18 protein-coding genes and 1 pseudogene are annotated in these 22,539 nt (G+C 60.9%); 12 read left to right on the forward strand and 7 right to left on the reverse strand.

Features of this window, described 5'->3' with window-relative positions; all coding sequences use genetic code 11:
- Nucleotides 1-69: 69 nt before the first annotated feature.
- Nucleotides 70-1,002: a LysR family transcriptional regulator gene (locus tag AC3WLF_RS06805; protein ID WP_492355888.1), complete on the forward strand. Its 933-nt coding sequence runs from the start codon at nucleotides 70-72 to the stop codon at nucleotides 1,000-1,002.
- Nucleotides 1,003-1,031: 29 nt separating this feature from the next.
- On the opposite strand, the gene AC3WLF_RS06810 is transcribed toward AC3WLF_RS06805, so the two are convergent.
- Entirely contained in the window at nucleotides 1,032-1,538 is a 507-nt protein-coding gene (locus tag AC3WLF_RS06810; RefSeq protein ID WP_010810742.1) for a DUF6630 family protein, read from the reverse strand.
- 26 nt (nucleotides 1,539-1,564) lie between these two features.
- Nucleotides 1,565-2,254, reverse strand: a complete 690-nt coding sequence (locus AC3WLF_RS06815) for an ArsR/SmtB family transcription factor (RefSeq protein WP_492318243.1) — start codon at nucleotides 2,252-2,254, stop codon at nucleotides 1,565-1,567.
- Between the two features lie 552 nt (nucleotides 2,255-2,806).
- Between AC3WLF_RS06815 and AC3WLF_RS06820 the strand changes: the two genes are divergently transcribed.
- Nucleotides 2,807-3,187, forward strand: a complete 381-nt coding sequence (locus AC3WLF_RS06820) for an amidohydrolase family protein (protein ID WP_492357981.1) — start codon at nucleotides 2,807-2,809, stop codon at nucleotides 3,185-3,187.
- Nucleotides 3,188-3,203: 16 nt separating this feature from the next.
- Nucleotides 3,204-3,388 (forward strand): annotated as a pseudogene (locus AC3WLF_RS06825) (transposase); the annotation flags it as partial.
- 19 nt (nucleotides 3,389-3,407) lie between these two features.
- Here the strand turns inward: AC3WLF_RS06825 and AC3WLF_RS06830 are convergent.
- Nucleotides 3,408-4,568: a porin gene (locus AC3WLF_RS06830; protein ID WP_492357982.1), complete on the reverse strand. Its 1,161-nt coding sequence runs from the start codon at nucleotides 4,566-4,568 to the stop codon at nucleotides 3,408-3,410.
- 537 nt (nucleotides 4,569-5,105) lie between these two features.
- Here AC3WLF_RS06830 and AC3WLF_RS06835 point away from each other — a divergent pair.
- Entirely contained in the window at nucleotides 5,106-6,146 is a 1,041-nt protein-coding gene (locus AC3WLF_RS06835) for a Rieske 2Fe-2S domain-containing protein (RefSeq protein WP_492355915.1), read from the forward strand.
- Between the two features lie 270 nt (nucleotides 6,147-6,416).
- Entirely contained in the window at nucleotides 6,417-7,364 is a 948-nt protein-coding gene (locus AC3WLF_RS06840; protein ID WP_492357983.1) for a PDR/VanB family oxidoreductase, read from the forward strand.
- Nucleotides 7,365-7,488: 124 nt separating this feature from the next.
- On the opposite strand, the gene AC3WLF_RS06845 is transcribed toward AC3WLF_RS06840, so the two are convergent.
- Complete coding sequence (locus tag AC3WLF_RS06845) at nucleotides 7,489-8,187, reverse strand: TetR/AcrR family transcriptional regulator (RefSeq protein ID WP_492355917.1); 699 nt, start codon at nucleotides 8,185-8,187, stop codon at nucleotides 7,489-7,491.
- A gap of 202 nt (nucleotides 8,188-8,389) precedes the next feature.
- Here AC3WLF_RS06845 and AC3WLF_RS06850 point away from each other — a divergent pair, with 202 nt between their 5' ends.
- The 7 genes from AC3WLF_RS06850 to AC3WLF_RS06880 are packed head-to-tail and all read left to right on the forward strand — an operon-like array spanning nucleotide 8,390 to nucleotide 14,793.
- A complete protein-coding gene (locus tag AC3WLF_RS06850) occupies nucleotides 8,390-9,655 on the forward strand; it encodes an alpha/beta fold hydrolase (protein WP_492355918.1) in 1,266 nt (421 codons plus the stop codon).
- Nucleotides 9,656-9,688: 33 nt separating this feature from the next.
- Nucleotides 9,689-10,342 (forward strand): VOC family protein, encoded by a 654-nt coding sequence (locus tag AC3WLF_RS06855; RefSeq protein ID WP_492355919.1) that lies wholly within the window; start codon nucleotides 9,689-9,691, stop codon nucleotides 10,340-10,342.
- Complete coding sequence (locus AC3WLF_RS06860; RefSeq protein WP_492355920.1) at nucleotides 10,339-10,611, forward strand: hypothetical protein; 273 nt, start codon at nucleotides 10,339-10,341, stop codon at nucleotides 10,609-10,611. Before AC3WLF_RS06855 ends, AC3WLF_RS06860 begins: the two co-directional genes overlap by 4 nt.
- Nucleotides 10,612-10,626: 15 nt before the next feature.
- Nucleotides 10,627-12,348, forward strand: coding sequence for an AMP-binding protein (locus AC3WLF_RS06865; RefSeq protein ID WP_492357984.1), 1,722 nt, complete (start codon nucleotides 10,627-10,629; stop codon nucleotides 12,346-12,348).
- Nucleotides 12,345-12,830, forward strand: coding sequence for an acyl-CoA thioesterase (locus AC3WLF_RS06870; RefSeq protein ID WP_492355922.1), 486 nt, complete (start codon nucleotides 12,345-12,347; stop codon nucleotides 12,828-12,830). The genes AC3WLF_RS06865 and AC3WLF_RS06870 overlap by 4 nt, the downstream gene beginning before the upstream one ends.
- Before the next feature lie 5 nt (nucleotides 12,831-12,835).
- Entirely contained in the window at nucleotides 12,836-13,615 is a 780-nt protein-coding gene (locus tag AC3WLF_RS06875) for a maleate cis-trans isomerase family protein (protein WP_492355923.1), read from the forward strand.
- A 20-nt stretch (nucleotides 13,616-13,635) separates the two neighbouring features.
- A complete protein-coding gene (locus AC3WLF_RS06880) occupies nucleotides 13,636-14,793 on the forward strand; it encodes an FAD-dependent monooxygenase (protein ID WP_492355924.1) in 1,158 nt (385 codons plus the stop codon).
- Between the two features lie 140 nt (nucleotides 14,794-14,933).
- Here AC3WLF_RS06880 and AC3WLF_RS06885 read toward each other — a convergent pair whose 3' ends face one another.
- From AC3WLF_RS06885 to AC3WLF_RS06895, 3 genes are all read right to left on the reverse strand, one after another.
- Nucleotides 14,934-18,371 (reverse strand): adenylate/guanylate cyclase domain-containing protein, encoded by a 3,438-nt coding sequence (locus AC3WLF_RS06885; RefSeq protein WP_492357985.1) that lies wholly within the window; start codon nucleotides 18,369-18,371, stop codon nucleotides 14,934-14,936.
- 109 nt (nucleotides 18,372-18,480) lie between these two features.
- The gene (locus tag AC3WLF_RS06890) at nucleotides 18,481-19,833 is read right to left on the reverse strand and encodes an MFS transporter (protein WP_492357986.1); all 1,353 of its coding nucleotides are present in this window, start codon (nucleotides 19,831-19,833) and stop codon (nucleotides 18,481-18,483) included.
- A 1,461-nt stretch (nucleotides 19,834-21,294) separates the two neighbouring features.
- Complete coding sequence (locus tag AC3WLF_RS06895; protein ID WP_492357987.1) at nucleotides 21,295-22,356, reverse strand: PIN domain-containing protein; 1,062 nt, start codon at nucleotides 22,354-22,356, stop codon at nucleotides 21,295-21,297.
- Between the last annotated feature and the right edge of the window lie 183 nt (nucleotides 22,357-22,539).

The raw sequence follows: 22,539 nt of genomic DNA on the forward strand, positions 1-22,539 counted from the left end.
GACGCTGCCCACAGCGCCATGGTTCGCGCTGTGGGACAATCGCGGCGCACCGCAATGACGAGGCGCCGCATGAAGACAATCGAATGGAAGGACTGGGAGATTTTTTGCCGCGTGGTGGAAGGCGGCGGCTTCACCCAGGGGGCCGAGCTGGCAGAGGTACCCAAATCTTCCGCCAGCGCCGCGGTGGCGCGGCTGGAAAGCCAGCTTGGCATCCGCCTGTTCGAACGCACCACGCGCCGCGTGCGCGTGACCGAACGCGGCCAGCGCCTGTATGAGCGCGTGGCGCCGCTGTTCGCCGAACTCCATGAAATCAGTGCCGAGGCCACCTCGGACAGCGCCGAAGTCAGCGGCCTGCTGCGCATCTCCACCCCCTATGAAGTCGGCTCCCAGCATCTGTCCGAAAGCCTGACGCGCGTGCTGCGCGCCCACCCCGGCCTGCGCGTGCAGGTCGATGTCAGCTGGGACCAGCCCGACCTGATCCGCCACGGCTACGACCTGGCGTTCGTGATGACCGACACCGCGCTGCACGACACCTCGTTCGCCAGCAAGCGCGTGGTCCTGGTTGAACGCGCTTTCTATGCCGCGCCGGCACTGATCAAGGCGCGCGGGCTGCCGCGCACGCCGCAGGACCTGCAGGGGTGGCCCACGCTGGGCAACGCCGACGACCGGCACTGGGAGTTCCTGCGCGACGGCGTGGAGATTGCACGCCTGGATGTCGAGCCGCGCATCTGCACCCATAACGCCGAGCTGCGGCTCAAGGCGGCGCTCGACGGGCTGGGCGTGACGCGGCTGTCGCCGCGCTTCGTGCAGGATGCGGTCGGGCAGGGGCAACTGGTGCGCGTGCTGCCGGGCTATGCCTCATCGCCGCTGAAGGTCTACGTGCTGATGCCGGCGCGCAAGCTGATGCCGGCCAGCGTGCGGGTGCTGCTGGACGTGCTGGAGCAGACGCTGGGGGTGCCGGAGGCGCGGCGCCCGTCCGGCAAGCGGAGGGAGAACGCTTAGCTGCCGCGGCCTCCGCTCGCAGGCATCGGTCAATAAGGCTGCTCGGCCGGCCGCACGTCAAAGTGCAGCACTTCGGCAAGATCCAGCATTTCCTCGTCGTCCTCGCTGCGCGTGATCCAGCCGCCGTAGGCGTCGCCGCCGGTATCCCAGTTCCACAGCGTATAGCCGGCCACGCGCAACTGGTTGTGCGCCAGCTCCATCAGTTCCGGCACGCTGGTGGTCTCCAGGAAGGCTTCTTCCTCGGGGTCATCGCTGCCCCAGTCGATCTCCAGGTCGATCCGTTCGCATAGCTGGTTCAGGCAGCCGATAAAGGACTGGGCATCCTTCCAGTCGACAAAGAACCCGGACTGCCAGTCGATGACCTCGCGGATCACCCACAGCAGTTCCTGGCCATCGGTGTCATCGTCCTCGGCATCGAGCAGGGCATCTTCAAACATCGACAGCTGCGCCGAGGTCTGCGCGCTGTCGCCAAGGTTGATCAGGGCGAAGAAACGCGCAATCGCGTCCTGCGTGTCGTCGTCCAGTGGTGTGGCCATCTTTTTTCTCCGTTTGCTGCGGTCTCCTAGGCCGCGATGCGCATGATCTCGCGTTGGCCGGCCGGTGTCACGCGCAACGCGCGCGAGGTGCGCGTGGGCTCGACCCAGCCGCGCGCCAGCAGGCTGCCCAACAGCGCCGCGCCCAGCGCGCCGCCCAGGTGCGGCTTGCGCTCGCTCCAGTCCGGGCAGGTGCAGGCAAACTGGCGCCGCTTGCGCCGCGCCGCCTCCACGTCGACACCCAGCCCCGCCAGCGCCTGCGCGCCGTCGCCGCTCAGGTCTACGCGCTGTCCGTCCAGCATCAGCCAGCCTGAATGCGTCATCCGCTCGAACAGGCCCACCGCCAGCTCGCCCGCCAGGTGGTCGTAGCAGGTGCGCGCCTGGCGCAGCGCCGGTGGCGCGGTGCGCGATACCGGCACGTCGCGCAGCCGCGGCGGCTGGCTGGCCAGCGACGCCGACGCCAGCGCCTCGATCGCCACGCCGATCTCCGGCGCGGCCAGGCGGTAGTAGCGGTTGCGCCCGCGCGTCTCGGCCACCAGCAGCCCGCCTTCGGTCAAGCGCGCCAGGTGGCCGCTGGTGGAGGAGGCCGACAGCCCGGCGATCAGCGCCAGCTCGCCGGCGGGCCGGGCGCTGCCGTCCATCAGCGCCCACAGCATGGCCGCGCGGCCGGGATCGGCGAGCAGGCCGGCGAGCTGGCTGATGCCGGGGGTGTAATCCATGGTTTGGCTCCGGATGAAAGGTGGCATGCGGAGTATAGGAGATGGGCGGGCCATTTGACCTCGGACATTAAAGTCCTTCCAAGACATTAAAGTCCCGTTCTAGACATTAAAGCGCCTTCCTGGACATTAATGTCCTTTTGAAATGTCTTGTCCTGGGGCTCTTCGCTTCCTGCTTTGCCGCTTACCTCCAAGGCATACACGGTCGCGCGCCCGCGCCTCGAAACAACTGCTATGCAAAATCCCCCCTTGTCTTGCGTTTGACCGGTCTGGGTTTGCATAGCCGTAGGCACGGAGAAGCCAGGCCTAGCGCGCGGCTAGCCGTTCACGTGGTTGGCGATGCGGCGCTGGACCAGGTCCTGGCAGCGTGGGAAAGCCTTGACAAGGCGAGCCCGGGTGCTGTCAGAGGCTGGACCATCGAGCATGCATTCGTGGTTCCGCAAGGAGCAGCTTGAGCGTGTGCGCGCTCTGGGCGCTAGGCTGTCCGTGTAGGCCCACCTGTACGTTGCGGCACCGGTGCTATCGAAGTACTGGGGGCACGACCGAGCGGAACACGTGACCCCCGTGAAGACCTTCATGGATGCCGGCTTCCAGCTCGTCGGCGGCACCGACTCCGTGAACATGTCGGTCAATCCGTTTTGGGGGATGTATCACTTCATTACCCGCGACACGATCACCGACGGCGTCTATGGTCCGGACGAGCGCGTGCGACGCGCCGACGTGCTGTGCATGTTCACCATCAACTATGTCGACCTGAACGGCGAGGCCGATACCAAGGGCTCGATCGAAAAGGGCAAGCTGGCCGACTTCGTGGTGTTGTCGGGAGACTATCGGGCGGTGCCTGAAGTCGACATCCAGAATCTCCACGCCATTGCCACCCATGTCGGAGGTCGCCAGGTGTACCGCGACGCGGCGACTTCGGTTCCGGCCTTCTGAGTCAAAGCCGGGCCAGTTCGCCTGGCGGCTCAAGCCCTACCTGCCAGGCATCCTGGCCCAAGCCGCTGACACTTGGGCACCAATCTGGTCGAAGGCGTCAACCACCGGATCAAGGTGATCAAGCACATGGCCTACGGCGTCCGCGATGACCACTACTTCTTCCTCAAGATCCGCGCTGCTTTCCCCGGAATTCGGCGATGAATCTTAAAAAGGGGACCTATTAGAACTTGTGGCGAATGCCCAAGGCAACGCCGATCATGGAGCTTTGGCCATTTCCCGGCACATAGCTGTTGCCAAGCGAGAGGCTATTGGCAAAAGTCGTCGCCAACGAATCCATCATCAGGCCGGCGTTCTTTGCGTAGGCGGTGGTCAGATAGACATCAGTACGCTTGGAGAACGAGTACGTCGAGATGACGGCGATCTGCCAAGGGTTCGCTACGTGAGTGTTGCCAAACAGGCTCCGTAGGTTGTCATAGTCAAACTCGAGCGTCAGGCCAATGGAAGGCGTCGCTTGGTAGGTTGCACCGATCCAGTAGAAGTCGTCACGCTGAATGACGGTGTCCGCATTGTTCTTGGTTAGTCCCCAGCGATAGCCGCCCATTACCTTGGCGGTACCGTACTTGTAGCTTGCTGCGATCAGGGCCTTCTTGGCGGTACCGCTTCCAGCGCCAATGGTCGGATTCCACTGGTCATAACCGATGGTCGCGCCGAACGGCCCAGCGCTGTAAGCAAGCGCAGCACCGTACGCGGAATCACGCCGGAACTGACCTGGAACTTCGCCATTGCCACCGATCGGCTGTGCCGCGCCTACGGCTGCTGGCAGCGCCAGTCCAGCCCCGAAGGACCAGTGGGCGAGTGCCGTCACCGGACCGAACGTTCCTGTGTACTTCACGGTATTGTCTTCGCGGTAGTTGGCGCCGGCCAGGAGTGCGGTCGGTTCGTACTGCGTGGCGTAAAGCGCTGGTGCGAAGTTGCCAAGGGCCTCGAACATCGAGGTGTATTGGCGACCGAAGGTGATCTGACCGTAGGTTTGACTTTGCAGACCGACAAATGCCTGCCTGCCGAAGAGTCGGGCGCCTTGCTGCGACATGCCGGTGTCGAGACTAAAGCCGCTCTCGAGCGCGAACAACGCCTTGAGGCCCTGTCCAAGATCCTCGGTGCCTCGCAGGCCCCAGCGCGATCCGGACAGGCCCCCGGAATCCATGCGGAAGACCTTCTTGCCCGGGCCCGGATTGAATCCGTTGCTTGCAGTGGGTACTGCAGCAACATGATTGACATACTCGACGTTGATGTCGGCCACACCATACAACGTCACGGACGTTTGTGCGAAGGCCACGAGGGGGCAGCCTAGGATTGCGAGGGCAGTTGTCTTTAGGGTCATTCCTTGTCTCTCTCCTTCTCGTTTTTTGCGCCGGTCGTTCGGCGCATTCACATTCCTAAGCGGACTAACATTCGCTTCGGGCTTTCTGTGTTCGCTTCAACAGGGGCGGCCGGCAAATTCCCTCGTGTTCCGCTCGATGATAGATCCGAGAGTCATAAGCGTCAAAAATTTTACTTAAGCGTAAACCCTCGTGATTCTGACCGGTCAGCTCAGATGCGCCCTCTGTCGCCGCAATCTGCACGGCGGCCGGGTTGCCGCTGCGCCACTACATTCGCTTGATGGCGCGCCACCAGGTCGAGAGATATGAGATGCGTCACTGTCTGCTTGACTTCACAATGCCTAATTTGTGATCGCGAGACGGCGACGGCTACGGGTAAACCATTGCGTATTGACGATATGGTAGATTTTATTGACACATACGTTGAAATGACTATGATGTGGGGGTACGGACACCCATTGCCGGGCAAACCTAGGTGCTCTTCGGGCGTCACGTGATTCTGATTTCCAGAAAGTTTTTGACTCTCCAAGGATTTCGAAATGCCATATTTGCAAAATGCCTGGTACATGGCTGGCTGGGTTAATGAGCTTACAGACGGGTCCTTCTTGCACCGTACCATCGCGAATCAACCAATTCTTATCTATCGTCTCCGGAGCGGAGAGCCGGCAGCGATTAGCGATCGTTGTCCACACCGTTTCGTGCCACTGCACTTGGGCAAGCAAGTTGGGGACATTATCCAGTGCGGCTACCATGGCCTCTGCTTCGACAAGACTGGAACATGTGTCAAGAATCCTGTGGATGGTGCACCTATCCCAAAGGCGGCCAAGGTGAAGTCCTACGCTGTGGTTGAGCGATTTGGGGGTTTTTGGATATGGCTTGGTGATTCTGCGTCCGCCGATGAAAGCGCTCTGCCGGATTACGATTTTCTGGTTGACCCGAAGCGTTCTGCGGTACATGGTTATATGCTGACCAAGGCGAACTATGAGCTTGCCATCGACAACTTGACTGATTTGACCCATATTCAATTTGTCCACAGCCAATATCAGAGCTCCGAGGCCTTTCCCAGAGTAAAGAACGAGGTCAAACAGGTCGGTAATACCGTCTACACGTATTTGACCTTCCCGGGCGGAAAAGCGCCGATGTTCTATACCAATGCTCTGGCCGATCCGGACGAGCCAATTGATCTGGTTTACGAGGTACGCTGGGATGCGCCATCCAATGCGAAACTGACGGTCAGGGGCTACCCGGTCGGCGATCGAAACAAGGCACTGTTCGAAATTCAGAGTGCGCATATTGTGACGGCCGAAACGGATTTGACTTGCCATTATTTTTTCTGTAATAGCCGAGATTATGCGGTTGGAGATAAAGCCGCAGATGAAAAGGTCAGGGAGTGGCAGCGTATCGGCTTTGTTCAGGAAGACAAGCCGATGCTTGAAGCGCAGCAGCGCTCAATCGGTAGTGAGGACATCATGAATTTGCGTCCAGTGCTGCTCGGTACTGATGCGGGCGCGGTGCGCGTTCGTCGGACGCTGAAGGCAATGCTCGAGGCTGAAGTCGCCACCGGGACGGCGTGTGTTTAGTAGCTAAGTGATATGGCGGCGCATGGTCTTTCCGGATCCGGGGGCAGATTTCGCGGAGTTTCCATGGTGGCCGTCATTGTAGAAATGTCCGGAGGGACAGCGGCCATATATGCCCAAGACTTCAGTGCGGCAGGCGGCCGGGGTACCGCTGTCCTCGCTCAGATGCCGCGTTGCATTGAATCCGAATTGATCCCATAGTCGCGAGGGAGTGTAGAAACTCGGTGGCTACCAGCTTTTCGTGACGCTATATTCCCATGCGAGGTATTTACCATGAAAGTACGAGTTGTAAGTAAGTGCCTGGAAGCACTGGACATATTCCGATACGAGCTGGCCAGCCTCGATGGGCATCCGTTGCCTGCATTTTCCGCAGGGTCTCACATCGATGTCCACATGAATTCTGGATTGGTGCGTCAGTATTCGCTTTGTAATAATCCGAGCGAAGATCGCTACGTTATTGGGGTGCTGCGCGATCCGAATTCACGCGGTGGCTCCGTGGAGATGCATCAGGCGGTAAATGAGGGCGATATACTGACTATTTCGGAGCCGCGAAATCATTTCCCCCTAGACCCGAATGCCAAACGCAGCATTCTGATCGCCGGAGGAATTGGGGTAACTCCTATCCTCTGCATGGCAGAGCGGCTCTCAAATGTGGGGGCAGACTTCGAGATGCATTACTGTGCGAAGTCGAGCGAGAGAATGGCATTTCGTGAGCATATAGCGCGGCAACCTTACGCCTCCAAGGTGATTTTTCACATCGACGATGGCGATCTTGAGCAGAAGTTTGATGCTGAGGCTGTTCTCAGTCAACCGGCATCAGGGACTCACCTATATGTTTGCGGGCCCAAAGGTTTCATGGATTGGGTCGTGCAGACTGCGGAACAGGTGGGCTGGGCGGAAACGGCTATCCATCGTGAATATTTTGCGGGGGGCGCTATTAATAGGTCGTCTGATGGGAGCTTCCAGATAAAGATTGCAAGTTCCGGAGAGATTATTACCGTCGGGCGTGATGAATCGGCGGTGCAAGCATTAGAGCGCCACGGTGTGGTAGTGCCCGTTTCCTGTGAACAGGGTGTGTGTGGTACCTGCATCACACGAATTCTGAGCGGGGAACCCGATCATCGGGATGTGTTTATGACGGACCCAGAGCACGCATTAAACGACCAGTTCACCCCCTGCTGCTCCCGTGCCAAAAGCCCCCTGCTTGTACTCGACATTTAACGGGCCGAGTTAGCACTTCCCAGGCTGACGCGAGTTGCCGACAAGTCTGATTTGGCACACCCCGGCTGCGGGGTGGCTGCCGCCAAATCAGCTTCCGACCAAGGCAAATCGACTGTGTATCGGCCTACTGCGGTGTGTCCGGCGCAACCACCGCCCGCTCGAGCAAGATCAAGTCATCGCGAACGCGCTGCAGGATTGCGCCAGGGTTGGCATCTGCCAGTTGCCGGTTTTCTGGAAGTTCTACGGAGTGCAGTGCCATGTTGGCAATGAACTCCGCAACATCTTCGAGTTGCATGGGTCCCGTAGGTTTGAACCACCATGCGGTCCAGTTGCACATACCGATAATGGCAAAGGCGGCGACCTGGGAGTCGACTAACCGGAATCTCCCCCGGGCGATACCGTTCTCGATGGCTTGTCGGAATTGATCCAGTACCGCACGTCTGGATTGCTCTGCCATTTTGCGCTGCTTGGGTGGCAGGTTGCCTTCATTACGCTCCACAACACGAAACTGGAGCGGATGCGAGAGGATCAACGTCGCGTGGCGATGCACAAGGTGACGAAGTATGCCGGATGGAGTCCGCTTCTCCTCTGGAACCGGTTCAGTGGCAAGTTCTGCAGCGCTTCGCGTTACCGAGGCTGTCAGCACTTCAAGGATCGCTTCTTTACTCTTGAAGTAGTAGTACAGGGCGGGGCGACTCAATCCGACCGCATCGGCTATGTCGTTGAAGCCGGTGCCATCGAAGCCGCGATCGATAAAAAGGCGCGTCGCAACTTCGAGAATGGAGTCTCGCGCGGCTTCGCTCTTGGTTTGGGTTCTTGCCATGGCGGAATTTCCAACGGGGATGTCAATAAACTTAACACGATAAACAAAACGCCGACCCCAAGCTAGTGCGGGCTGGCATTGAAGTCGTGTATGACTCGCTTTTTGGCGCTGGATTGTGCCTTTTTGGGCTCGTTTACAGTTTCGACGAAAAATTTACGTATACGTTTGTTTTTTGACTATACTGAAAAAAAGGAGTGAGGCGATGAATCTTAAAAGTGCTTTGAAACCAGGACCAACTGCAGGCTTCTTGAATACAGATTGGAATCCGCGTGACGTTCCCGCCGGCACCGTAACGCGCAACGTTGTGCTACGCACGGAAGACGGCGCCGCTACGGGTGGTTCGCTGTATGCGAACGGCAGGCCGGATACGGTGGTCTGCATCATGCATCCGCGCGAGTTCATGGCCTGCCATTACCTGATTCCCGATATTGTCGAAGCGGGTTACGCGGCGTGGTCGCAGTCGCCGCGCTCGGTCGGCAACGACCAGCGCCTCGAGCATGAATTTGCGCTCTACGATGTGGCGGCCGGCGTACGCTTCCTGCGAGAAGCGGGTTTCCGCCGCATCGTGCTGCTTGGCAATTCGGGGGGCAGCGGCTTGTATGCGCTCTACGTCCAACAGTCGAACTTTGCCCCCGAGGCCAGGATCGCTCGCACGCCCGGAGGGCGCGCGACGAACCTTGTGTCGGCGTCGCTGCCGGCAGTGGACGGCGTTGTATTCGTGGCACCGCACCCGGGTCAGGGTGTGCTGCTGCAGGGCTGTATCGATCCGTCCGTGACCGACGAGCGCGACCCGCTTTCCGTCGACACGGCGCTGGATGCATTTTCCGTATCCAATGGTTTCGCGCCAGCGCCCCAGTCGTCTTCATACAGCGCTGAGTTTGTAGCGCGATACCGCACCGCCCAGACCGCACGGGTGCAGCGCATCGACGACCTGGCCAAGGCCATGGTTGCCGAGCGCATGGATGCGCGCGCGGAAGTCAAGCGTAATCCCGGTACGGTCAGCGACGCCGTGCGCCGCCGCGCAGCCCACACGCAGCTCTTCCCCGTCTGGCGCACCGATGCCGACCTGCGTTGCTTCGACCTGTCGCTCGACCCGTCTGACCGCAAGTACGGGTCGCTCTGGGGTGCAGACCCGTTCGCGTCCAACTACGGCTCGGTCGGCTTCGCACGTGTCTGCTCGCCGGAGAGCTGGTTGTCGACGTGGTCAGGGCTGTCGTCGAACGCGGCGCTGTCCCGGACCGCGCCGGCCATTCACCAGCCCACCCTGCTGATCGAATACACGGCCGACCAGGCGTGCTTTCCGAGTGTCATCGCGGACATCTTTCACAGCATTGGCAGCACTGACAAGCACCACCACCGGGTGCGCGGCGACCACCACGGTCGCGCGTTGGCCAACGGCGAAGAGGCAGGCCGCTATGTGGCCGGTCGCCTGCTGCAGGCCTGGCTGAGCGAAAGCTTTCCGCAATAACGTCCCAATCAAGTTTCAACCGGAGACAAAACGATGCATGCAAGAACTTCCGCGCCTGATACCGCGCGGCTGCGCCTCCACGGTGTCGACCATACCGCCCGCCCCACCTGGCGACTGAAAGAAACCGTCACGTTCTATCGTGACATTCTGGGTCTACCGCTGATCCACACCATCTCGGCACGCGGCTGGGGCCCGGCAACGCACCCTGACTTCCTGCATTTCTTCTTCGATAGCGGCAAGGGCAGCACCATCGCGTTCTTCTACTACCTTGGCAGTACGGCGCCCAATGAGCTCGCGGGCCGCGATACCCGGCCGCCGTTCCCTGACGATCACATCTTCGACGCCACCCACACGGCGTGGCAGGTGGATACGCAGGAAGAACTGCTGGCGTGGAAGACGCGGCTGGAAGCGCGCGGCGTGGTGGTCTCCGCTGAGACCGCGCACGAGGTCATCGAGTCTATCTATTTCCGGGACCCGAATGGCTACTTCATCGAGATCACCCGCAAGCTTCGGCCCCTTGGAGCGCTGGACGCGCGTGACGCCGATGCCACGCTGAGCGCTGCGATCGAACTGGAGGACGTGGCCCGGGCCACGCGGGCGCGGGTGACCTCGATCGACGATATCTGGGTGCGCAAGGCCGAGATCCTGAGCCGCCGGCTGGCCCTGCAGCAGGAGTGTCAAGCATGAACCAGTCGACCCTGCGCATTTTTGTGCTGAACGTTCCGGAGTTTGCATCGCTCACGCAAGCCGCACGCGGCTTGCCGGCCTGCGACGTCACCGACCTTGGCGACTACACGGTGATCGCTTCGAACCAGCCGCTGGAGTTCGGACGTCGCGCGCTGGGGCTCAAGCCCGCTGTCTGGTATGGCCTCTTTACGGGCGGACTGGACGGCAGGATCGAAGTGTTCGACCGCGATACCGTGCGTATCGTACCCCGTGGCCATCAGGCAGCCTGACGGCCGGAAATCATCATGACAGCTATCCATTTTCCCGTTGAAGGTGTGGCGTACTGCCCGCAAACCGACGCCGCAAGGTACTTCGAGACCGGTGCGTGGGTGGACGACACGCTAGGCGGCGCGCTGCGCAAGACGGCGCAGCACGCTCCGGACAGGCTGGCCTTTATCAGCGACGAACGCTCCATCACTTTCGCCGAGCTCGACCAGCTCAGCGAGCGTCTCGGCGCCGCGCTGCACCAGCTTGGTCTCAACCCGGGTGACCGCGCCATCTTCCAGATGGGCACCACGATCGACACGGTTATTGCGCTGATGGGGTGCTACAAGGCGGGTGTGGTGCCCGTGTGCGCGGTGCCGCAATACCGCGAAGTCGAGATCGGACAGCTTGCCTCGCAGTCCGAGCCGCGCGCCTATTTTGTGCAGGCGGATTTCAGTGCGTTCGACCTGACCGGCTTTGCACGCGGCATGGCGCAGCGTCATCCGTCGGTGCGGCACCTGATCGTGGCACGTGGCGAGCAAGGGGCAGGGCAGGGCACGCTTGCCGAGCACGGCATGGGGGCGCTGATCGATGCCATCCCGTATGCCGAGGCGGTGAGAGTGCTGGCCGAAGTTTCGATCGGGAGCCAGGATGTGCTCAGCTTCCAGTTGTCGGGCGGCACCACCGGTGTACCCAAGATCATTCCGCGCTTCCACGCTGAGTACATCGGCCACGCGCTGGCGTGCATGCGCCAGCTTGGCCAGACCGAGCATAGCCGCCTGATCTGGTCGCTGCCGCTGCTGCACAATGCAGGCCAGCTCTATGTGCTGGTGCCCACCGTGGCTGCGGGCATGACATCAGTCCTGATGCCGCGCGTGGATATCGCAAGAATGCTCGCGCTGATCGAGATGCACCGTGTCACGCACGGCATGTCCATTGGGCCGGTTGCGCCACAGATGATTGCCTATCAGGATATCGCGCGGCACGATCTTTCGTCGCTGGAACTGTTCGGCACGATGACGCGTGCCGACGCCCTTGAAGCCCACCTGGGGGCGCCTTGCTTCAACCTGTTCGGCACGACCGAAGGGTTGCTGCTGGGCGCTGGCGCAAAGCTGCCCGCCGGGATTCGGCACCATACGCAGGGCTTCTCCGGCTGTCCTGACGACGAGATCCGCTTGCTGGTGCCCGGCACGGACGAGCTCGCGGCGCCCGGAACGCCGGGTGAACTGTGCTTCCGTGGCCCGTCGAGCCTGCGCGGTTATTACAAAGCCCCTGAGGCCACTGCGCAAACGCTGACGCCGGACGGATTCGTGCGCTCCGGCGACCTGATGACCGAACATGTCATCGATGGCTACCGCTGCTTCGCATTCGAAGGCCGCCTGCGCGACAACGTGAATCGGGGCGGCGAGAAGATCGGCTCGGAGGAGGTCGAAGCCTACGTCAGCCGGCATCCGGCCGTGGCGGACGCCAAGCTCGTCGCCATGCCGGATCCCGTGTATGGCGAAAAAGGCTGCATCTACGTGATCCTGCGCGCCGGCCATGCCGCGCCCGATGTGGCGGAGCTGGCGGCGTTCCTGGTCGATCAGGGGCTGGCGAAATTCAAATGCCCGGAACGCGTCGAATTCGTCGATGAGTTTCCGGTGACGCGGGTTGGCAAGGTCGACAAGGCCGCGCTGCGGGCGATGGTGGCGCGACAGCTCGAATGCGAGGCCACAGCCGGTGCGGTGGCCGGAGCGGGAGAGCAGGGGAGGAAATCAGCATGACCTGCACCGAAGCCGTATTGCCAGGCACGCCGTTCAAGGTGCGCCGGCGTGTCAAGTGGGGCGAATGCGATCCTGCGGGCGTGGTCTACACGCCGTCCTTCTCCGAATACGTGATCTCAGCGGCCGAGCTCTTCTATGAGTACCTGTTCGACGGTCGTCCGCAGCAGACCAAGGACGAACTCGGTTTCGGTACGCCTACACGTGCACTGGCGTTCGATTTCCGCCGTTCGCTTTGGCCCGATGAATCGTTCGATATTGAAGTCACGGTGGAGGCCATCGGCACGCGTACCTACACGCTGGCCATGACAGCGCGCATGAGCCATGACGGTGACACCGCTTTCGTCGCTCGCCTCACGCCAATCTGCGTGCGGCGCGGTACCCGCGATGCCATCAGCGTCCCAGCCGCGCTGCGCGGCGCACTGGAACAGTATCAGCGCGTCTGCGAGACGAGCCAGTCCGCCACCCCAATTCATCAAGGCTAACCAGCATGAACAGTCGTACCTACCGAATCGGGCAGATCGTGCCCAGCTCCAACACCACGATGGAGACCGAGATCCCGGCAATGCTGCGTGCACGGGAACAAATTCTGCCGGAGCGCTTTACGTTCCATTCCAGCCGCATGCGCATGCATCGCGTAGTGCGCGAAGAGCTGGAAGCCATGAACCGCGAAGGGTTGCGCTGTGCGGCGGAACTCGCCGACGCACGCGTCGATGTGATGAGCACCGCCTGCCTGGTTGCCATCATGGCGATGGGCCCCGGCTACCACCGCCAGGTGGAGCAGGACCTGCTGCGCGTGGCGCGGGAGAACCACTGCGACGCACCGGTGATGACATCTGCCGGCGCACTGGTGACAGGCCTGAAGGCCATGGGCGCACGCCGCATCGCGCTGATGGCGCCGTACATGAAGCCGCTCACCGACGCCGTTGTTCAGTATATCGAGCACGAGGGCATTGAAGTCCTCGACGCGTTGTCCTTCGAAATCCCGGACAACCTGGAGGTCGGACGCCGCGACCCGATGCAATTGCTCGAGGATGTCAAACGCCTGAACACTGCCAAGGCCGACGCCGTGGTGTTGTCGGCCTGCGTGCAGATGCCTTCGTTGCCGGCGATCCAGGCCGCGCAGGACAGGATCGGGCTGCCGGTCATCTCGACGGCCGTCTGCACGGTCAGGCAGATGCTGGAACACCTGGGCCTGGCACCAGTCGTCCCCAATGCCGGTGCGCTGCTGGCGCCCGCAAGCGAACCAAACCAGGCCCGTTGCGCCTGATGCCGGAAGAGAGAGATACCATGAATGTCGTCGTCATCGGAGGCGGGCCGGCCGGCCTGTATTTCTCGCTGTTGCTCAAGCAACGGCATCCTGAAGACCATGTCGTCGTGCACGAGCGCAACGAGGCAGGCGCCACCTATGGGTGGGGAGTTGTCTTCTCGGACATCGCGTTGTCGTTCCTGAAGGACGCGGATCCAGCGTTCTTCAGCAAGTTCACGGCCCATCATCAACGTTGCGACCACATGGAGGTGGTCCACCGGGGAGTGGCGGTGCAACTGCGCAATAACCATTTCTCGCGGACCTCGCGCATCGACCTGCTTCGCGTTCTGCAGGAGGCTTGTGCCGAGGCGGGGGTAGAAATTCGCTATGGAAGCCAGGTAAATGATCCGGCCGAATTGCCCGACGCGGACATCATCGTCGCCGCAGACGGCATCAACAGCGAAGTGAGAACCGGGCTTGCCGAGCATTTCCAGCCCAGCTTCGACGTGCGCCGAAACAAGTTCGCGTGGTACGGTACCCACCAGCTGTTCCATCCGGTCTCGCTGATTTTCCGCGAGACGCAGTATGGGGTATTTATTGCCCATGCATACCAGTACAGCGATTCGCTGTCGACGTTCCTGGTGGAAGTGGATCCCGACACATGGCATCGCGCCGGCCTGGATACCGCCACCGAGGAGGAGAGCCGCGCGTTCTGCGAACAGGTCTTTGCCGAGGATCTGGGCGGCCAGCCATTGCTGGGCAACAGGTCGAACTGGTTCCAGGCAAGCGTGGTGCGCAACGAGCATTGGTCCCATGGCAAGGTGGTGCTGCTGGGCGACGCGCTGCGCAGCGTGCATTTCTCGCTGGGCTCCGGCACCCGCATGGCCATGCAGGACGCCATCGCGCTGTGTGACGCTGTGTGCGCGCATCGTGACAATGTGCCGACAGCGCTTCGGGCCTTTGAGGAAAGCCGCCGCGATGCATCGGCCAAGTTCCAGGACGCAGCACGTCGTAGCCTCGATTGGTACGAGTCGGTCGACCAGAAGATGGGTCTCGATCCGGTGGCCTTCGCCTATGACTACATGCTGCGCACTGGGCGGGTGACGCACGAAGACCTTCTGTCACGCGACCCCGAGTTCATTGCGCGCGTGGAAGCAGGGGGCTTCTCCAGGCCAACTGTGGATCCGGCTAATGCCTAGCGACAGGGCGAGCAAATCGTAGTACGCGCACGAGCCGCAGCATGGCGGCCGTGTGCTGGTCCATCAAGGGCGGGGTAGCAGCCGCATCGGGGCGCGTTGCAGTAAGTCGCGTGCTAAGCCTGGCGCCCAAGGACGCCAAGTCAATCGTAGTCGCCACTCTCTGACCCCGCCGCGGAACCCATGGAAATCAGCAGTGCCTTGGCCTGCTGCCAGTCAACCGTGTCGAACCCTTCAGTGAAGGCCGTGTGAATCCTGGCCAGCGTCTGGTGTGCAATCTGCGTCCTGCCTTGCTGATGCCAAAGGCGCGCCAGACTCAGCGTGGCGCGCAGTTCGAGCGACTTCGCCGCGTGCTGGCGAGCGATGGCGATTGCCTGATGAAAGCTCGCTTCGGCTGCCTCAGGGTCCATCGACATGCCGAGTGGCGTGTTCGATCGCAGGAACAACAATTCCCCCTTGAGCCGGTGAAGTTCCGCTTCAAAATGGCGTTCGTGCGTGTTGCCAACGATAGTCAATGCCTCGTCCAGCACGTCCAGTCCCGCTGCGGCGTGTCCGGCTGTGCCATAAGCGTGAGCCAGCAAGGCCAGGAAGTAGGGCCGTCCCCATCCAGCGCCCGTCATCTCGTAGGCGACCAGGCCCGTTCGAATCCGGGCAATGCCGGCCTCACTGTCTCCCTGCGCCGCCAATGCCCACCCGTGCAGGATGGTTCCCCATGCGAGCCAGAACGGATACCCCTGTTCTGCTGATAGCGTTACCGCGGCTTCGGCGTACTCATTCGTCAGCCGCCCTTCCTGACGGCACTGATGCGATGTTGCAGCAAAGATCAGCCCCAGTGCGAGATTGAAGGGCTGAGACATCCGCCTGGCCAGTGCGAGCGCCTCATCAGTTGCCTTGCTGGCTTGTGCCGCAAAGCCCAGATGCCACAGAACGGACGACAAGAGGCTGAGTCCGCGGACCCCATGATCCTGCCCATATAGTCCGTCATGGAGGGGAAGCTGCTCCGGCGCATGGTTGGCAAGCCCTTGCTCCAGGTGGCATCGCGCCGAATGCAGATTGCCAAGGAAGAGCAACGTTCCCCCAAGCGCGACGTGCGCCTGTGCGAGCATCGCCGGGTCTTGTGCACTGTCCGCCAGCGCAAGCAGTTCCTGTCCGAGGCCATACGCCGTCTCATGCTCGGCACGCAGTGAATAGTACGCGCGCAATCCGAGTTTGACTTGGAAGCGCTGTGCGGCATTACCACCCAACTCACACAGGTTTAGCGCACGGGTATAGTTCGTTCCGACCTCCGACGACGCATAGCCTCTGGCGACAACCAGCGCCGGACCCAGGGTAACGCGCAATGCAAGTTCCTGTCGTGCGCGTTCTGGTATCTCTGGTAATCGCTTGAGTAGTTCCAGCGCCATGGACAGATGACGGATGGCATCGGAATGCGCCGAACGCTCAATGGCCTGCGTCCCGGCGCAATGCAGGTATTCCACCGCCTTAGGGATATTTCCGCTGAGACTGTAATGGTATGCCAGCTCGCTGTAGTGGTCTTTTAGCTGATGACGGAACAGCGTTTCGATGGCGCTCCCCGTGCGCCCATGGATAGCCCCGCGCTGAGCGGAAAGTAGCGTGTGGCCGGCGACTTCTTGAGTCAAGGCGTGCTTGAACGCATACTCGATTTCAGGAAATGCGGGACGCGCGTAAATGAACTCAGCGTTCTGCAAGCCTGTCAGCAGAGGATATAGGCGGTCTTCGGGCTCCCCAGTGACCTCGCAAACCAGGCTCAATGCAAACTCCTTGCCAATGATGGCCAGGATCTGCAGCAGTTCCTTCTCCTCAAGCGGCAGCCGGTCCATCCGCGCGGCAAGCACGCCTTGTACCGTGGTGGGAATATGCAGTTCGCTTGGTGTCTCGTCGATGTGGTACCGCCCCGGTTCGCCTAGCAGCACCTTTTCTTCGACCAGGGTCTGGACGACCTCCTCCATAAAAAACGGGTTGCCCTCGGTTTTCGCAAGGATTAGGCGCTTGAAGGATTCGAGGCCCGGGTCATCGCCCAACAAAACGCGGAGCAAGCCCTGTGCCTCGGCCGGCCCTAATGGCTTCAGCCGCAGTTCCGTGCAATTGTCCAGATGTCCCCAGGCAGCCTGGTACTCGGGCCGATAGTTCAGGAGGAGGATGATCCGTGCATCCGCTACGCGCTCGATGAGGAAGAAAAGAAATGCTTCCGTCTCCTTGTCCAGCCATTGCAAGTCCTCGAACAGAACCTCGACTGGCTGGATGCGGCTCTCGTGCAAGAGCAAGCGTGTGATTGCATCGAATGTCCGCTCCCGCCGAATATTGGCGCCCATGTCCAATAACCCCGGACCGGGCTGGCCGATTCCCAGCAGGTAGAGGAGATAGGGCAAGGCGTCTTCCATGTTGCGCGCCAACGTGAGCACTTTGCCCGCAACCTTCTCCTGGCATTGCCGCTCGTCATCCTGTGCAGTGATCTGGAAATAATTCCTCAGCAGCTCGATCAGTGGCAGATAAGCGAAGGCCTTTCCATGCGAGACGGAGAAGGTCTCCAGCACGATGCAGTTCTGTCCTGAGCGAACCTTGAACTCGTGGAACAGCCGTGACTTCCCGACCCCGGCCTCTCCCATCACCGCAACCACTTGGCCGCATCCGGCAGCGGCCGCCTCCAGAGCGCCCTGTAGCGCCTCAAGTTCAGCTTCCCGCCCCACGAAGCGGGCCAGTCCGCGGTGCGCGGCCACTTGCAAGCGCGTACGCAGTGCGCCGAGACCTTGTACCTCATAAACCTCGATCGGCTCGGGAATACCTTTGACCTGGGCGGCGCCAAGCGCCTTGAATTCGAAATACCCCTCGGCGAGCCTGCGCGTGGAGTCGCTGACGAGAATCGATGACAGTGCGGCCATTGCCTCCATCCTGGAGGCGATATGGATGGTGTGGCCCACCGGATCGTAGTCGGTGTGCAGGTCATCCTTGCGGATGGAGCGCACGACTACCTCGCCAGTATGCAGGCCCACCCGGATTTGTAACGAGATGCCTTGCTCCAGTCTTATCTGGTCACTGTGCCGGCGCATCGCCGCTTGCATGCGAAGCGCCGCATACAGTGCGCGCTGTGTGTGGTCCTCATGGGCAATGGGTGCGCCAAAGAGCGCGAGAATCCCGTCCCCGAGCGTCTTGGCCACGTAGCCCTCGTAGTAATGCACCGCCTCCATCATCAACTCGATGACGGGTGTAATCAGGCGATGGGCCTCTTCCGGATCCCGGTCGTGGATTAGCGCGGTCGAGCCCGCCATGTCGGCGAACAAGACCGTAATGGTCTTGCGTTCGCCGGCAGCCTCGCCGCGCGCTTCCAGAGCGGTTTGCTCGGCGCGGATGCGCTCGGCCAAGTGGGCCGGGGTGTAGTGAATGGGTGCGGCGGGCGGCTTCGGCAATTCGGGGGCGGGCGCGCCGCAGGCATTGCAGAAGCGTGCGGCAGTGCCCAGAGAGTGGCCACAGCTGCGGCAGATACGGGCCAGCGCAGCGCCGCACTGCTCACAAAAACGGGCTTCGGGGGTATTCTCGAAGCCGCAATTTGTGCACTGTGTCATGGCGCCTTCCCGCGATGTTCATCCCGGATAATTAGACGCTCCGATGGCTTTTGTAGCAATGCTCGCGCTGCATTTCGCCCCAATCAAAAGCGCAAGCCCTGTCCCGCTCTCAATCGGCCTTGAGGCTACGAATGGCTGGCATGGTCGGGCTTCTGCCGTGAACTTTTCCCAGTGCACAGGCCGCCACAGCAGTGATCAGTGTAGGGATGGCGGACGCGAGAATGATGCTATCGGTTGTCCACGACAGCGCCATCAATTGGCCGCCAATAATCGGGCCCAGCACTGCACCGAGCCGTCCCACGCCAGAAGCGAAGCCGGCCCCCGTTGCGCGGCCTTTGGTCGGGTAAAGCGATACGGCGACCGCATACAGCCCGGATTGTCCTCCAATGACACTGAACCCGGCGAGTGCAATACAGCACATCGCAATCTGTGGGGATAGCGTGAAGTAGCTCAGCCCGACGATTGCCAAGCCGCCCATTAGGAAATTCGCAAAAAGAACTGTCCCATATCCACGCTTGTCGATGAGGAATCCGAGGAGGTAGTTGCCGACCAGGCCGCCGGTCCAGAGCATCGTTCCTGCGAGCACAGAATTGCTGCCAGAATAACCTTTTCCGCTCATCAATAATGGAATCCATGCAGCCAAAAAGTACGCGCACAGCATGTTGCAAAATCCTGCGACCCAAAGAGTGAGAGTGGGTGACGCTCGGCCGTCGGCAAGCAGAACTTTCAACGCATTTCCTTTGCTGGAATCTTCATTCCTGGAAATAAGGTTCAAATCGCTTTCTTTGATGCCAAGTCGTCGAATTAGGCGGGTCGTACGTGGGTCGCCAGGCCGACGCAACAGGCAGAACTGCAGAGACTCGGGAAGTTGGAACAGCATGAAGATCGCGAGACATCCGGTCAGCACTGCGCCCGCGTAGAACACGCCGGTCCAGCCAAACGGCTGAATGACGAATGCAGCCGTCGCACCACCCACAATCCCGCCGACGACGTACCCCGACGATACCGCCATGACAAGGGTGGTCCTGATGCGACTTGGGCTATATTCACTGCCAAGAGCGAGGGCGTTTGGTATGACGATTCCCATTCCAATGCCGGCAACAAAACGTGCGATGACCAGCTGCTCAATCGACTGAGAAAATGGGGTTAGCGCCATGCATATCGCCACCCCAAAAAGCGCCGCAGTCAATGTCGGTCGCCGGCCGATCGAATCCGCGATGCCCGCAAGAAAGATTGAGCCCACGAGCATGCCAAGCAGTGCTGCACTGAATACGGGTCCCAGAAGAGTTTTACTGACACCCCATTCAGACATGAGCGCCGGTGCCGCATACGACATGGCCTGGACATCGAATCCATCGATGACCATGCACATCGCACACATGATCACGGCGAACCATTGCGGCATGCCCATTGGATATCTATCAAAGACAGATAGAGCATTATCTTTTTCTGATACTTCCACGACTATCTCCAATTAATTAATTTATATTTCACCAAGCAAGTTGCATTAATGCGTACGTTCGACGTTTTCCGAATTCGCCCCCTCGAAGACTTATATGTGAAACCTGGGCCGCTACGACTGCACCACCAGGGGCGGACTGCCGCAGCAGGCTGTGCTGGGAAGGGGGCAGTTTTTGAGATGCCCTCAAGAATTCTGGGGCAGATCTTTTGCTGCTCAGAGATCACAAATGGCCGACCTCCAGAGCCCTCATGCCCGCCAAGAGTGTGCTTCTGGTTCGCCTGGATTTGACATGTTAGTAAGGATATTCGACATATGCGTCAATACTAGTAAGGTTTTCCCCTAGCAGGGGGAGGCGGCGTTGACGCCTGCGTCAGATGTCTTTCAGGAATCGACATGGCATGTGCAGGCGACGCTTTGCCTGTACCGGCCGCGTGGGAATTCGGCGCAGCCCGCATCGAAGACCGGCTTGCCGAGTACGACTGCGCGATTGGCGATATGTAAGCGAAGATGAGTGGCGGCAGCCCGTTCCATAAGGTGCGGGATTGGCAGCGTGCTGCTGGCAATCCCGCTGTGCGGCGCTTTCGGCTACACCGTTGCCATGACCGCAATGGCCGCTTAGGCGTCACTGACGCTGCTTGAGCTGGATACCGGTGGCCTGGACAGGAAGCGCGCAATTGCGTGCCGGTACAGTAAGGGCTCTGCGGTGACGGGGCGTCCGGTGCAGGACATGGGGTGGCGGAGCCGGTCATGGCGGCGATTGCAGCGTTGATGCTGCAGTGTGCGACCTGGCGATCGCGAAACGCTATCTGCTTCTACGCATGGAAAAAGTTGCGAGCATCCGGGGTATTGACGGCGGCGTACGATACAAGCCGCTCGAGGAGATCTACCGGCAGTATCGGCAGACTCGACTGCTTGACGCAGACAGCGTGGCCCGCATCATCGCAATTGACCGCGGCGAAAAGACACCTGATCGCTTCCGGACGAACAACCTTCTCGACGTGTACACGGCGGACGTGCAACTGACTAGGCAAATTGACCGTAGTCCGCCAGGATCTAGGCTGGAATCCCTGATGAGCATTCGTGACTGGATACGTTCGCGTCTGAGGTTATCGCCGCCTCAAATTGAAAAAGCCAGTTTGACGCTCCATCGCTCGGCGTTCAGCGGATAGGCGGGGCCACCACGGGCGTTGGGTGTCCTTTCGGGCCCAGGCGCTTGGGCGCGGTTTCTCGCCAGCCGACGCCCAAGTCCTCGTTACCGCGGTCGTCGCAATGCTGCCGCCCGGTCAACAAGAGAAGATCATGGCGGCCAAGAGCCCGGCCGAATTCGTCGTGGCCGCCGAATCGGCGCCTTACTACTCGTGCGAATCGTGAACATCTTGATGTCCTGAATTGCGTCCGCCAAAGCCCGCGCGACCCAATGTCCTCATGCGTAGCTAGGCCTGCCTGCGTCCTCCCGCCGCCTCAGAAGTGGTAGGTAATTGCTCCCTCGGCGTCGCTGATGGAGCGGTTGGCGATGAGCTTGGCGATGATGGACTCCACCTCGCGCTCTGCGATCGCGTGCGCTTTGAACATGGCGTGGATGTGCTTGGCCAGCGTCGCCCGCCGCCGCGGCCGGGCCTCCTTCAGCGAGCGGGCGAGGATCTGACGCGTGAGCTCGGCGTTCGGCTTGGTGCCTGCCTTCTTGCCATTGCCCGACTTGGGCTGTGCGATCTTCTTGGCGGGTGTTTTCGCCGGGGCGGCCTTGGCCGCCTTCGGGGGCTTTGACGCCGTCGGCTTGGCACTCGCGCTCGGCTTTTGCGCGGCCGCCGGGCTCGGCTGAGCCAGACCTGAGGCCTGGCCGGCAGCGGCGTCGACCGGGCCGGCGCCAAACGCCTCGGCGAGCGAGGCGACACGCCGCGCGGGAATCCCCAGCTCCGCGCCAAGCCAAGCTAGCAAGGGATCGAATCCCTTGTCGCGGGAGAGCACGAACACGGGCCCTTTCTCGCCTTTCTCCACCATGCGGCCGATCTCGAAGGCGATGTGAAAGTCGAGGGCGTTGGGGCCTACCCCGCTCGAGCGGACCCACCGGGCTCGCTCGCCAAGCTCTTGCAGGCCCATGGCCACCTCAATGGGGACCTTCCTCTGGACCTCTCCGGCGAACACTACTAGACGCGAACCCGCGAGCCGGAAAAATTGGATGTCCTGGACGCTCTCAAAGTCGACCAACACGACCGCGCTGTGGCTCATCGTTGAGCATCCCGGGGCATTCTGGTCGCCCACGTCGGCACGGGCCCCGCCAAGTTGGCGCGCCAGCCAATCCTCTTCCGCAAGACCCTCATGGCTAATGCCTTCCGTTGTAGTTCTTGTATCAACGTTCATTCTACCCAACGCATCCAGAGTGGAAGCGTTATCGAGGAGCTGGCTGAGCCAATATTCCGAGGCAGGGGATTCTGGAGTAGTCAGTTCAACAAATGGGTGGTGTTCGACCAGTTCAAGGCGACAGTCTTGAACGAGTTCGAGCAAGTCGCTAGGCAGGTCTGACATTGGGTGAGGGTATCCGGGTGAATTCCTTCTGGCTGCGACTACCACATGCCTGAGCGCTGGACCGTGAAGATTCCTGCGTAACAAGCCACAACATGCGGCCGGCCCCTACTGCACATCTGCATGAATCTCCGCGATGCTGCGCGGATTCCGGCAATAGTGCCGGTATTCCTGCAAAAGGAGCCA

This window comes from Cupriavidus sp. FW306-01-F10A (assembly GCF_058782785.1).